This is a genomic window from Belnapia mucosa (assembly GCF_016775475.1).
GTDB classification, from domain to species: Bacteria; Pseudomonadota; Alphaproteobacteria; order Acetobacterales; family Acetobacteraceae; genus Belnapia; species Belnapia mucosa.
Window position 1 is genome coordinate 76,227 of record NZ_JAEUXJ010000007.1, and the last position, 13,263, is coordinate 89,489.

10 protein-coding genes are annotated in these 13,263 nt (G+C 72.0%); 8 read left to right on the forward strand and 2 right to left on the reverse strand.

What is annotated here, in order from left to right; all coding sequences use genetic code 11:
* Positions 1-9: 9 nt before the first annotated feature.
* Positions 10-804, reverse strand: a complete 795-nt coding sequence (locus tag JMJ55_RS17190) for an IclR family transcriptional regulator domain-containing protein (protein ID WP_202826813.1) — start codon at positions 802-804, stop codon at positions 10-12.
* A 97-nt stretch (positions 805-901) separates the two neighbouring features.
* Between JMJ55_RS17190 and JMJ55_RS17195 the strand changes: the two genes are divergently transcribed.
* Genes JMJ55_RS17195 through JMJ55_RS17230 form a run of 8 tightly spaced genes read left to right on the forward strand, consistent with a single transcriptional unit; the run spans position 902 to position 11,638 of the window.
* Entirely contained in the window at positions 902-2,221 is a 1,320-nt protein-coding gene (locus tag JMJ55_RS17195) for an aromatic ring-hydroxylating dioxygenase subunit alpha (RefSeq protein WP_202826814.1), read from the forward strand.
* A complete protein-coding gene (locus tag JMJ55_RS17200; RefSeq protein WP_202826815.1) occupies positions 2,218-3,645 on the forward strand; it encodes a glutamine synthetase family protein in 1,428 nt (475 codons plus the stop codon). Before JMJ55_RS17195 ends, JMJ55_RS17200 begins: the two co-directional genes overlap by 4 nt.
* A 16-nt stretch (positions 3,646-3,661) precedes the next feature.
* On the forward strand, positions 3,662-4,858 hold the full coding sequence (locus JMJ55_RS17205) for an ABC transporter substrate-binding protein (protein WP_202826816.1): 1,197 nt from the start codon (positions 3,662-3,664) through the stop codon (positions 4,856-4,858).
* The gene (locus tag JMJ55_RS17210) at positions 4,855-6,102 is read left to right on the forward strand and encodes an NAD(P)/FAD-dependent oxidoreductase (protein WP_202826817.1); all 1,248 of its coding nucleotides are present in this window, start codon (positions 4,855-4,857) and stop codon (positions 6,100-6,102) included. The genes JMJ55_RS17205 and JMJ55_RS17210 overlap by 4 nt, the downstream gene beginning before the upstream one ends.
* 11 nt (positions 6,103-6,113) lie before the next feature.
* Entirely contained in the window at positions 6,114-7,073 is a 960-nt protein-coding gene (locus tag JMJ55_RS17215) for a Bug family tripartite tricarboxylate transporter substrate binding protein (protein ID WP_202826818.1), read from the forward strand.
* A gap of 7 nt (positions 7,074-7,080) precedes the next feature.
* Entirely contained in the window at positions 7,081-9,090 is a 2,010-nt protein-coding gene (locus JMJ55_RS17220) for a hydantoinase/oxoprolinase family protein (RefSeq protein ID WP_202826819.1), read from the forward strand.
* On the forward strand, positions 9,087-10,673 hold the full coding sequence (locus tag JMJ55_RS17225) for a hydantoinase B/oxoprolinase family protein (protein ID WP_202826820.1): 1,587 nt from the start codon (positions 9,087-9,089) through the stop codon (positions 10,671-10,673). The genes JMJ55_RS17220 and JMJ55_RS17225 overlap by 4 nt, the downstream gene beginning before the upstream one ends.
* On the forward strand, positions 10,670-11,638 hold the full coding sequence (locus JMJ55_RS17230; protein WP_202826821.1) for a Bug family tripartite tricarboxylate transporter substrate binding protein: 969 nt from the start codon (positions 10,670-10,672) through the stop codon (positions 11,636-11,638). The genes JMJ55_RS17225 and JMJ55_RS17230 overlap by 4 nt, the downstream gene beginning before the upstream one ends.
* A 22-nt stretch (positions 11,639-11,660) precedes the next feature.
* Here JMJ55_RS17230 and JMJ55_RS17235 read toward each other — a convergent pair whose 3' ends face one another.
* Positions 11,661-13,217, reverse strand: coding sequence for an ABC transporter substrate-binding protein (locus tag JMJ55_RS17235; RefSeq protein ID WP_202826822.1), 1,557 nt, complete (start codon positions 13,215-13,217; stop codon positions 11,661-11,663).
* Positions 13,218-13,263: the final 46 nt, after the last annotated feature.

Below are 13,263 nucleotides of genomic sequence, written 5' to 3' on the forward strand. Positions count from 1 at the left end.
CGGGTGCGGCTACAGCACCTGCCCGTGTAGCGCCGCCGCCTCGGCCAGCAACCGCGGCAGGAAGCGCTGGTTCATGGTCTCGAGGCTCGCCTGCGCCGCGGCGCAGCCGGTGTTGAGCGCCGCGACCACGCGCCCATCCGGCCGCCGCAGCGGTACGGCGATGGAGCGGAAGCCGAGCTCCGCCTCCTGGTCGGCGAGGCAGAAGCCGGCCATGCCGACCTCACCCAGGATGCGCCGCAGCGCCGGCTTGGCGGTGACGGTGAAGGGCGTGACCGGTTCGGGCCGCAGCCGGGTGAGGAACGCCTCCCGCTCCGCCTCCGGCAGATGCGCCAGCAGCACCCGGCCGACCGCGCTGCAGAAGGCCGGCAGCCGCAGCCCCGGCCCGGCGCCCGCCGTATAGGGCCGGCGCGGCGAGGCATAGGCGACCATCACCGCCTCCGTCCCATCGAGCACCGCCGCCGAACAGGTCTCGCCGAGTTCGGCGCAGAGCCGGTCGCAGGCCGGTTGCAGCACGGTGGAGGCGGCGGAGGCGCCGAGATAGCTGCCGGCCAGGCGCAGCACCCGCGGGGTCAGGCGGAACAGCCGCCCCTCGGCCTCGGCGAAGCCGAGATGCGTCAGGGTCAGCAGCGCCCGCCGCGCCGTCGCCCGCGGCAGCCCGGTCTGGCGGGCGAGATCGGCCAGCGTCATTGCCGGATGCTCGGCATCGAAGGCGAGCATGACCGAGAGGCCGCGTGCCAGCGCCTCCGACAGGTCGCGCGGTTCCCCGGCGCGCCGGGCGCTGTCTGCTGCCGCAAGCCTTGGCACCCTGCCTCCCTCCGCGTTCGGGCCGTTGCGAGGCTAGCCCGGATAGGCTTAGAATTGAACAGGTGTTCGGTCTTCGAACAGCGAGGAGCCTCTGCCCATGATGAGCGCCGAGCAGAACCGCCGCCTGACCCAGACCGGCCCGGGCACCCCGGGCGGGGAATTGCTGCGGCGCTACTGGCAGCCGATCGCCCTGGCCGAGGAGCTGGCGGGGCAACGCCCGGTCCGCCCGGTGCGGCTGCTCGGCCAGGACCTGGTGCTGTTCCGGGATGAGGCCGGGCGCCTCGGCCTGCTCGACCGCGACTGCCCGCACCGCAATGCCGATCTCGCCTTCGGCCGGCTGGAGGATGGCGGGCTGCGCTGCTCCTTCCATGGCTGGCTGTTCGACGCCACCGGCCGCTGCCTGGAGACGCCGGCCGAGCCGGAGGGCAGCCGGCTCTGCGACCGCATCCGCCAGCGTGCCTATCCTGTCGCGGAGCGTGGCGGGATCATCTGGGCCTATCTCGCCGAGGGCGAGCCGCCGGCCTTCCCCGCGCTCGACTGCTTCGCCGCGCCGGACAGCCATGTCTTCGCTTTCAAGGGGCTGATCGAGTGCAACTGGCTGCAGGCGCTGGAGGTCGGCATCGACCCGGCCCATGCCAGCTTCCTGCACCGCTTCTTCGAGGATGAGGATGCGGCCGCCAGCTACGGCAAGCAGTTCCGCGCCGCCTCGGCCGATAGCGACATGCCGATGACGCGGGTGCTGCGGGAATTCCCCCGCCCGCGGATCGAGGTGGAGCCGGCGCCGCATGGGCTGCGCATCACCGCGCTGCGGCGGCTTTCGGACAGCCATACCCATGTCCGCGTCACCAACCTGGTCTTCCCCCAGGCCTTCGCCATCCCGCTCTCCGCCGAGATGACGATCACCCAGTGGCATGTCCCGGTGGATGACGGGAATTGCTACTGGTACGCGATCTTCACCAGCTTCGCCGCGCCGGTGGACAAGGTGCGGATGCGCGAGCAGCGCCTGGCCCTGTACGAGCTGCCGGACTACCGCCCGAAGGTCGGCCGCCACAACGCCTATGGCTTCGATGCCGAGGAGCAGCAGCGCCGCACCTATACGGGCATGGGCGAGGACATCAACGTCCATGACCAATGGGCGGTGGAGAGCCAGGGCCGCATCCAGGACCGGACGCGGGAGCACCTCGCCTCCTCCGACAAGGCGATCGCCGCCAATCGCCGCCTGCTCTTCCGCGCCATGGAGGCGGTGGAGCGTGGCGAGCGGCCGCTGATGGCGCTCGACGAGGCCGCGGCCACGGGCGTCACCGGCCCCGCCACCATGGACGGTATTGGCCCGACCGAGGGCTGGGAGCGCTACTGGCCCGAGGTCGACCGCCGCCGCCGCCAGGGTGCGCCCTGGGCAAGGCTCGCCGCGGAGTGACGAGCTTCACCAACCGGCACGGGCTGCGCGACGACACCGCCACCTCCGCCGCCGCCGAGGTGCTGGCGCGGGTGGAGCGGGAGGACATTCGCCTCATCCGCCTCGCCTTCCCCGACCAGCATGGCGTGCTGCGCGGCAAGGCGGTGACGGCGGCGGCGCTGGCCGGGGCGATGGCGGATGGCGTCTCGCTCACTTCGACCCTGCTGCTGAAGGATACCTCCCACCGGACCGTGGTGCCGATCTTCTCGGCCGGCGGCGGCATCGGGCTGCGCGACGTGCAGGGCGCGGCGGATTTCCTGCTGCTGCCCGACCCGACGACCTTCCGACTGCTGCCCTGGGCACCCGGCACGGCCTGGATGCTCTGCGACGCCTATTGGCCGGATGGGCGGGAGGTGGAATTCGCCACGCGCGGCCTCTGCCGCCGCATGCTTGGGCGGCTGGCGGCGGAGGGCTATGGCCTCGTCACCGGACTCGAGGTCGAATTCCATCTGACCCGGCTGCTCGACCCGAAGCTGGCGCCGGAGGATGCCGGCCAACCCGGCACGCCGCCCGAGGTCGCGCTGCTGACCCAGGGTTACCAGTATCTCACCGAGGCGCGGCTGGATCAGATGCAGCCCATCCTCGACATCCTGCAGCGGGAGGTGACGGCGCTCGGCCTCGACCTCCGCTCGGTCGAGGTGGAATACGGGCCGAGCCAGGTGGAATTCACCTTCGCCCCCGGCGAGGGCCTCGCCCCGGCCGATGCGATGGTGCTGTTCCGCTCCGCGGTGAAGCAGGTGGCGTGGCGGCATGGCTACCATGCCAGCTTCATGTGCCGCCCGCGCCTGCCCAATGTCATGAGCAGCGGCTGGCATCTGCACCAGTCCCTGCGCGACCGGGCGGGGCAGAATGCCTTCGCCTCCGGCGATGGCGGGCCGCTCTCGCCGCTCGGGATGCATTGGATGGGCGGGCTGCTGGCCGAGGCGCCGGCGGCGGCGGCCTTCACTACGCCGACGCTGAACGGCTATCGCCGGTACCGGCCGATGAGCCTGGCGCCGGACCGCGCCCTCTGGGGCATCGACAATCGCGGCGTGATGCTGCGGGTGCTGGGTCGCGGCGCCGCCGCGCATATCGAGAACCGGATCGGTGAGCCGGCGGCCAACCCTTATCTCTACATGGCTTCGCAAGTGGTGGCGGGCCTCGCCGGCCTCGCCGCCCGGCGCGATCCCGGCCCTTCGGCCGATGCGCCCTATGAGACTGCGGCGCCGCCCCTGCCGACGACGCTCGACGCCGCGCTCGCCGCGCTGGAGGCGAGCGCGGTGTTCCGCGAGGGCTTCGGCCCCAGCTTCATCGAGTATTTCCTGCGCCTCAAGCGCGCCGAGATCGCCCGCTTCAACGCCGAGGTCTCGGAGTGGGAGCAGCGCGAGTATTTCGACCTCTTCTAGCGCCACGGAGACCTGCATGCGCCTGCTCGCCGCCCTGCTTGCCGCCTGCCTTGCCCTGCCGGCCGCGGCGCAGGTCAGTGCCGTGAAGATCGGCGTGCTGACCGACATGTCCGGCCCCTTTTCCGACCAAGTCGGCGCCGGCTCGGTCACCGCGGCGCAGATGGCGGCCGAGGATTTCATGCGCGACCATCCCGGCCTGCGCGTCGAGATCCTCCAGGCGGACCACCAGAACAAGCCGGATGTCGGCAGCGCCATCGCCCGCCGCTGGGTGGATACCGAAGGCGTGCAGGCGATCGTGGACCTGCCCAATTCCGGTGTCGGCCTGGCGGTGATCGAGGTGATGCGGGAGAGGCATCGGACGGCGCTCGCCTCCTCCACCCTCACCTCGGCCGTCACCGGCCGGGCCTGCACCCCGACCACGGTGCAATGGGTCAGCGATACCTGGGCGCAGGGCAATGCGGTGGCGCAGGGGTTGCTGCGCCAGGGCGGCGATAGCTGGTACTACCTGACGGTCGACTATGCCCTCGGCCATGCGCTGGAGGCGGATGCGCAGGCCGCCGTCACCGCCGGCGGCGGGCGCAACCTGGGTTCGGCGCGGCACCCGCTGAATACCGGCGACATGTCCTCGCTGCTGCTGCGGGCGCAATCGAGCGGCGCCACGGTGATCGCGCTGGCCAATACCGGCACGGATGCGATCAACGCCATCAAGCAGGCGCAGGAATTCGGCTTGCTGCGCAACAACCGTACACGCATCGCGGCGCTGTTCCTGCAGATCTCGGACATCCATTCGCTCGGCCTGGCCACCGCCCAGGGGCTGCTGCTGGCCGAGCCCTTCTATTGGGACCTGAACGAGGGCACGCGCGCCTGGTCGCGTCGCTGGTCGGCGCGGATGGGCGGGCGGATGCCGACCATGGACCATGCCGGCGTCTATTCCGCGACCATGGCTTGGCTGCGCGCGGTGCAGAAGACCGGCAGCATCGAGGGCGAGGCAGTGATCGCTGCCATGCGCGCCACGCCGGTCGAGGACCCGCTGTTCGGCCATGTCGCCATTCGCCCCGATAGCCGCGCCGTGCATGCAATGCATGTCTTCCGGGTGAAGGCGCCGGGCGAGAGCCGCTACGCCTACGACTATTACGAGCATCTGGCGACGATCCCGGCGGAGCAGGCCTTCCGTCCGCTCGACCAGGGCGGCTGCCCGCTGGTGACGCGGTGAACCTCGCTGTCATCGGCAATGGCATCGTCGGCACCTGCTGTGGCGCCTGGCTGCAGCGGGACGGCCACACGGTCACCTTCATCGACCCGCTCGGCCCGGCCGAAGCCACCTCCTTCGGCAATGCGGGGTCGCTCTCGCCCTCGGCCTGTCTGCCGGTCGGCATGCCGGGGATGTGGAAGCGGGTGCCGCGCTGGCTGCTCGACCCGCTCGGGCCGCTCTCGGTGCGCTGGGCCTATGCCCCGGTCGCCGCACCCTGGCTGGCGCGCTTCCTCCGCTTCTCCAACCCCGCCGAGGTGACGCGCATCGCGACGGCGCTGCGCGGCCTGCTGGCGCCGATCTTCGAATGCTACGAGCCGCTGCTGCAACGCGCCGGCGGCATGTCGCATATGCGCCGCAGCGGCTGCCTCTATGTCTATTCGGGGCGGGAGGCGGCGGCGCAGTGGCAATGGGGGATGACCCTCCGTCGCCGCCTTGGCGTCGAGCTGCGTGATGTGGAGCAGGACGAGCTGGAGGCGCTGGAGCCCGACCTGAAAGGCCGCTTCCGCTTCGGCCTTCTGGCCCCCGAGAACGGCTCCACGCCTGATCCGGCGGCGCTGACCCGCGCCCTGTTCGCGCAATGCGAGCGGGACGGCGCGCAGGTGGTCCGCCGCCGCGTCGCGGCGCTGGAGGCGCGTGGCGGCCAGGTGCGGGCGGTGCGGTTGGAGGATGGAGAGCGGCTGGAATTCGACGGGGTGGTGCTGGCCGGCGGCGCCTGGTCGGCGAAGCTCGCGGCGCAGCTCGGTGCCCGCATCCCGCTCGAGACCCAGCGCGGCTACCATGTGACGGTCGAGAGTAACAATCTCGGACTGCGCCACACCGTCATGGCGGTGGAGCACAACCTGATGGTGAACCCCATGGCGATGGGGCTGCGCCTCGCCGGCACGGTGGAATTCGCCGGGCTGCGCGCCGCGCCGGACTGGCGCCGGGCCGATGCGCTGCTGGCCCGCGGGCGGGAGATGTTCCCGCATCTCGATGCCTCCCGCACCAGCCGCTGGATGGGCCACCGCCCCTGCCTGCCGGACAGCCTGCCGGTGATCGGCCGGGCGCCGGCGGCAGAGAATGCCTGGCTCGCCTTCGGCCACGGCCATGTCGGCATGTGCGGCGCGCCCGCGACGGGGCGGGAGGTCGCCAATCTCGTCGCCGGTCGTGCGCCGGAGCTCGACATCGCCCCCTTCGACCCGCAGCGCTTCCGCCGCGCCGCCTGAAAGGACCGCCCATGCTGCCCCGCCGTGCCGTGCTGGCCTTGCCCTTCCTTGCCTCGGCGGCAAGCGCGCAGGACTGGCCGGGCCGTCCCATCCGCATCGTCGTGCCCTTCCCGCCGGGCGGCAGCACGGACCTGCTGGGGCGGCGGGTCGCCGAAAAGCTCTCTCCCGCCCTCGGCGTGCCGGTGGTGTTGGAGAACCGCCCCGGCGCCGGTGGCACCACGGGGTCCGAGATGGTGGCGCGGGCGGCCCCCGACGGCACCACGCTGCTGTTCGGCGTCACCGGCACGCATGGCGTGGCGCCGAGCCTCTTCCCGCGGCTCGGCTACGACCCGCTGCGGGACTTCGCGCCCGTCTCCCTCGTCGTCACCGCGCCGCTGGTGCTGGTGACGCGGCCCGACCTGCCGGCACGGACCTTGGCGGAATTCATCGCTCTGGCGAAATCGGAGCCCGGCGCCATCACCTATGGCACGCCGGGCAACGGCACCTCGATGCACCTGACCGGGGTGATGTTCGACATGCAGGCGGGCACGCGGCTGACGCATGTGCCCTATCGCGGTTCCGGTCCCGCGCTGAACGACCTCGTCGCCGGCAATCTGGCGACGATGTTCGGCGACCTGCTGGTGGTGCTGCCGCAGCTCCGCGCCGGGACGATCCGCGCCATCGCGGTGACGGGCGCCACGCGCCATCCGCTGCTGCCCGATGTGCCGACCATCGCGGAGGCAGGGCTGCCCGGCTTCCTGGCGCTGTCCTGGCAGGGCCTCTTCGCCCCCGCCGGCACGCCGCGCGCCATTATCGAGAGGCTGGTGATCGAGGTGCGGTCGGCGCTGGCCGCGCCCGAGCTGCGCGACTTCTTCGCCGGCCAGGGCTTCGCTATCGAGGTCGGCTCCCCGGAGGAGCTGCGGTCGCTGCTGGAGACGGAGATCCCGAAATGGGCCGCCGTGGTGAAGGCCGGCCAGGTAAGACTGGATTAGAATTGGCATGAGCATCGAGATCGGCATCGATATCGGCGGCACCTTCACCGATGCGGTGTGCCGCGACGAGGATGGTGCCTTCCGCCTGTTGAAGGTGCCCAGCACGCCGGACGATCCGGCCCGCGCCGTCGGCATCGCGCTCGACCGGATCCTCCCCGGCGCGGCGGCGGAGGTCGCGCGCTTCCTGCACGGCACCACCGTCGCCACCAATGCCATCCTGGAAGGCAAGGCGGCGAAGGTCGGGCTGATCACGACCGCGGGCTTCGCCGATGTGCTGGAGCTCGGGCGGATGACCCGCGCTTCCAATTACGACCTGGTCTTCGGGCCGCAGACGCCGGTCGCCCTGGTGCCGGCCGAGCGGCGGCTGGAGGTGGCGGAACGCATCGGCCCGGACGGCGCGGTGCTGACCCCGTTGGACGAGGCCGGCGTTGCCGCCGCGGCGCGGGCGCTGGCGGGGCAGGGGGTGCAGGCCGTCGCCATCGCCTTCCTCTTCGCCTTCCTCAACCCGGCGCATGAGCGGCGGGCGCGCGAGGTCGTGGAGGAGGTTGCGCCGGGCCTCGCCATCTCCCTCTCCTCCGAGGTCGATCCGGCAGTCCGCGAATACGAACGCAGCTGCGCTACCGTCTTCGACGCCGCGCTGAAGCCGGTGCTGGATGCCTATCTCGGCCGGATTGAGGCGATGCTGGCATCCCGCGGCGTGCCGGCGCCCTTGCAGGTGATGCATTCCCGCGGCGGGCTGCTCGGCGCCGCCGCGGCGCGGTCGCGGCCGATCCGCCTGACGCTCTCCGGTCCCTCCGCTGCCGCCATCGGCGCCGCCAGCGTGCTGCGGGAGGCCGGGTGCCCGGCCGGCATCTCCATCGATATCGGCGGCACCAGCGCCGATATCGCCGTGATCGAGGGCGGCATGCCGGTGCTGCGCGGCGATGGCAGCGTCGCCGGCTTCCCAATGCGGGTGCCGACCGCGGATGTGCTGGCCATCGCCGCGGGGGGCGGCAGCATCGCCTGGCTGGATGCGGCGGGCGGGCTGCATGTCGGGCCGCATTCCGCCGGCGCCGATCCCGGCCCGGTCTGCTACGGCCGCGGCGGCACCCAGCCGACCGTGCTCGATGCCTCGGTGGTGCTCGGCCTGGTCGATCCGGCGCGCTTCGCCGGCGGCACCCTTGCGCTGGATGCGGCGGCGGCCGAGACGGCCATCCGCGAACGGATCGCCGGCCCGCTCGGCCTGTCGGTGGAGGCGGCGGCGATCGCCATCCACCGCATCACCAATGCGGCGCTGACCGAGGCGGTGCGGCGCATGACCATCGGCCGCGGCAGCGACCCGCGCGCCCTGCCCCTGGTGCCGGCCGGCGGCGGCGGCGGGCTGCACGCCGCGGCCATTGCCGAGGAACTCGGCATGACCCGCCTGGTGCTGCCCGTCGCCCCCGGCGTGCTGGCCGCGACCGGCCTGCTGGAGGCGCCGCTGGAGCATGACGCCAGCATGGGCTTCTTCCGCGCCGTGGAAAGCATCCCGGAGGAGGCGCTGCGCGATGCGATCGCGGCGCTGACGGCGCGCTGCGCCGCCGCCATGGCCCGCGACGGCGTCGAGGCCGACGCGACGGAGGTTTCGGCCGATGCCAGCTTCATCGGCCAGGGCCATACGCTGGAGGTCGCCATCCCCGCCGGGAGCGAGACGCCGGGCGCCGATCTGCGCGCCGGCTTCATCGCCGCGCACCGGGCCGCCTATGGCCATACACGGGACGCGCCGGTGCGGCTGGTGACCTTGCGCGTGGTGCAGCGGGCCCGGCCGCGCGGCGCGGCGCTGATCGCCAGCGGCGCTGCCGCCGGCCCGGCCGGGGAACGCCGCGCCTGGCTGGGCGGCGACTTCGCCACCGCCCACATCCAGCGCGGCTTGGCGCCGGGGGAATCGCTCAGCGGCCCGGCCATCCTCGAGACGGTGGACAGCACCTTGCTGGTCCCGCCCGGCTGGCGCCTCACCGCCACCGCCACCCACCTGCTGATGGAGCGCGTCGCGCCATGACCGCCGCCCGCCTCGACCCGGCCAGCATCGAGATCATCCGCCGCCGCCTGGAGGCGATCGCGGAGGAGATGCAGGGCGTCATGCTCCGCAGCGCCGTCTCCCCCATCGTGCGGGAGGCGAATGACGCTTCGGCCAGCCTGTTCCTGCCCGATGGCACGGTGCTGGCGCAGTCCGTTTCCCTGCCGCTGCTGCTCGGCTGCCTGGTGCCGGCGGTCGGCCGGATGATCCGCGAATTCCCGGTGGAGGAGATGCGGCCGGGCGACATCTACCTGATGAACGACCCCTATGACGGCGGCACCCATATCCCCGACGTCTCGCTGCTGGTGCCGGTCTTCGCCGAGGAGCGAGTCATCGCCCTCTCGGCCACCATCCTGCATCACCAGGATATGGGTGGGCTGACCCCCGGCTCGGTGCCGACCCATGCGACGGAGATCTACCAGGAAGGGCTGCGCCTGCCGCCGTTGCGCCTGGCGCGGGAGGGCGCGATCGATGCCCAGATCATGCGCATCATCGCCCGCAACATCCGCACGCCGGATGCCTTCGAATGGGACCTGCACGCGCAGATTTCCGCCTGCACCACCGGCGCCGCGCGGCTCGCGGAACTGGCCGCGAAATATGGCGTCGCGCCGCTGGAGGCGATGTTGCGGGAGCAGGTGCGGCTGGCCGAGGCCGCGACCCGCGCCGCCATCCGCGCCATCCCGGACGGAACCTGGCGCTACGAGGACCAGCTCGACAATGACGGCGTCGATCTCGACCGGCCGGTGCCGATCGTGGTCACGGTGACGGTCGCAGGGGATACGCTGACCATCGACTTCACCGGCTCCTCGCCGCAGGTGCGGGGGCCGGTGAATGCGGCGCCGGCCGGCGTCATGGCCGGGGCCTTCTTCGCGCTGCGCGCCGTGGCCGGCCCGGACATCCCGAACAATGGCGGCTGCTTCCGCCCGCTGCGCCTGGTGCTGCCGGAAGGCAGCGTGGTGAACCCCCGCCTGCCGGCGGCGGTGAATGCGCGGACCGCGACGGTGAAGGTGCTGACCAATGCCATCCTCGGCGCCCTGGCCGAGGCGCTGCCGGACCGCATCCCGGCCGCCAATGCCGGCGTCTCCTGCATCGTCTCCTTCGGCGGAAGGCGGGAGGATGGCAGCCCCTATGTCGTCACCGAGGTGATCGCCGGCGGCAGCGGCGGTTCGGCCTTCGGCCCTGGTGTCAACGGCATCTCCACCGATGTCAGCAACACCATGAACCAGCCGGCCGAGATGCTGGAAAGCGATGCGCCGCTGCGCGTGCATCGCGTCGCGGTGCGGCGGGGATCGGGCGGCGCGGGCGTGCATCCCGGCGGCTGCGGCATCTTGCGGGAATATGAGGTGCTGCGCGGGCCGCTCACCCTCAGCTTCCGCGGCGAGCGGCACCTGAACGCGCCGCGCGGCGCGCTGGGCGGCGGGCCGGGCCGGCCGGCCGAGGCCTATATCCTCCGCGCCGCCGGCGGGCGGGAGGAGATCCGCTCGAAGCTCAGCACCGTGCTGCAGACGGGCGACCGGCTGGTGATGGGCACCGCCGGCGCCGGTGGTTGGGGAGCCCCCGCATGATCCGCTGGCTTGGACTAACCCTTGCCCTGACGCTCGCCGCGATGGCTCCGGCCTCCGCGCAGCTGGAACCCGGGCGGCCGATCCGCCTCATCGTCGGCTATGGGCCGGGCGGCTCGCTCGACCTCGTCGCGCGGGTGATGGCGGAGCTGGTGCGGGACCGGCTGGGCGCGCCAGTGGTGGTGGAGAACCGCACCGGCGCGGGCGGCGTGATCGGCAGCGACCTCGTCGCCAAGGCGGCGCCCGATGGCCATACGCTGGTGATGGGCGGCGGCGGGTCGCATGGCGTCACGCCGGCCGTGCGGCGCAACCTACCCTTCGACCCGGATCGCGACTTCACCGCCATTGCCCGTGTCGCTGACTTCCCCAATGTGATGGTGGTCAGCGCCGCCTTGCCGGTGCAGAGCGTGCAGGATTTCATCGCCTATGCCCGCAGCCGGCCGCAGGGGGTGAATTTCGGCTCGACCGGCGTCGGCACCTCGATCCACCTGACCGGGGAGCTGTTCAAGCTGCGCACCGGCCTCGAGATGACGCATGTGCCCTATCGCGGCGCCGGCGGCTCCTCGACCGATCTGCGCTCGGGGCAGATCCAGGTGATCTTCGACAACCTGCCCTCGGTCATCGGCCAGGTGCAGGCGGGGGTGCTGCGGGCGCTGGCCGTCACCTCCGCTGCCCGGGCGCCGAGCCTGCCGGAGGTGCCGACCATGGCCGAGGCGGGGCTGGCGGATTTCGTGGTGACGAGCTGGGTCGGCCCCTTCGGTCCGGCCGGCTTGGCGCCGGCGACGGTCGCCCAGCTTTCCCGCGCCTTCACCGAGGCGGCGGCCTCGCCGCAGGGGCAGGAGAGATTGCGGGCGCTCGGCGCCGTTCCCGCGGCCGAGGATGCCGCTGCCTTCGACCGCAGCTGGCGCCAGGACATGGCCCGCTGGCGCCGGGTGGTGGCGGAGGCGCGGGTGCCAGTGGAGGAATAGATTGGGGGACTGAGCGCGCTGCTCAGACCTCCACGTTCCAGAACATCGGGAAGCTCGACTGCGGCAGGTTCCGCAGCCGGTTGCGGTAGCCGGCCGGGATGGTGAACTGGCCCCAGCTCACGGCCGGGGTCAGGTCATAGGCGATGGCCTGGATCTCATCCGCCAGCTTGCGCCGCGCCGCGAGGTCCGGGGCGCGGGAGAAGGCCTGCAGCAGCGGCGGGATGCGCGCATCGCAGCTCCAGCCCGCATAGTCGGCACAGGTGCTGGCGACATAGAAATGCGTCAGCGGCGAGATCATGTCGATGCCGTTGGAATAGACCGAGAAGATGCCCCAGCCCTCCTTGCGGGCGCGGCGGGCGAGCACCGTGCCCCAATCCATCACCTGTTGTTCCACCGTGAAGCCGGCGGCCCGCAGGTTCTGCGCCAGCAGCATGGAGGCGGTCTGGCTGATGCTGCCCTGCACTTCCAGCATCACCACCGGCTGGCCGGCATAGCGGGTCTTGGCCAGTGCGGCCTTCGCCTTCTCGATCGAGAAATCGAACGTCCCGGCCGCCGCGCGGCTTTCATAGGTGCTGTCGCACATCCAGAAGCTGGCGCAGCGCTGCACCGCGAAGCGTTCCGGCACGCCGACCGCCTGCAGCACCGCGGGCTGGTCCACCAGATGCCAGAGGACGCGGCGGATCTCCGGGTCATCGAAGGGTGGGGCGGCATGGTTCAGGCGGAAATTGCCCTGGAACATGTGCAGCCCGCCGAGCCCCATCAGCGTGATGCCGCGCGCCCGTTCCAGCCGCGGCAGCAGGTCGAAGGGCAGGTATTGCTGGTAGTCGATCTCGCCGGCCATCAGCGCCGTGGCGGCGGTCGCCTGGTCCGGCATCACGCGCAGCACCAGCTGGTCGATCTTCACCGCCTTGCCGCCCGAGAGGAAATCGGCCGGCTCCGGCCGCGGGACATAGCCGGCGAATTTCTCCAGCACCATGCTGTTGCCTGGCCGCCAGAGATCGGTGCGGAAGGTGAAGGGGCCACTGCCGATGATCTCGGTGATGCGGGTCTCGCCCGGGATGCGGGCCAGGCGTTCCGGCAGGATGAAGGGCACCGGCGCATTGGGCTTGCCGAGCACGTCGAGCACCAGCGGGAAGGGCTCGCGCAGGGTCAGCACCAGGGTCGCGGCATCGGCGGCCTCGAATTGCGCGCCGGCGGCCAGCAGCAGCCGGCCCATGGCATCGCGCGGCGCCCAGCGTTGCAGCGAGAGGGCGCAGTCGCGGGCGGTAACCGGGGCGCCGTCATGGAAGCGCAAGCCCTCGCGCAGGGTGAAGCGCCAGGTCAGGCCATCGGCCGAACTCTCGTAGCGATCCACCATCTGCGGCCGGATGGCGCCGCTATTGTCCATGGCAAACAGCGTGTCGAAGACATGGTAGCTGAAGCTGCGGGTGATCGCGGCGGTGGTGAAATGCGGGTCGAGGATCACCGCCTCGGACTCCAGCACCACATTCAAGGTCGTGGCGGCACGCGCGGGGCGGGGGCGGGCCAGCGCGGCGGCGCCGCCCGCGAGCAGGAGGTTGCGCCTGGTGGTCGGCTGCATGGTTCCTCTCCCCGTTCCTCTGCCGGCAGCTTAGGCACGGAGCGGC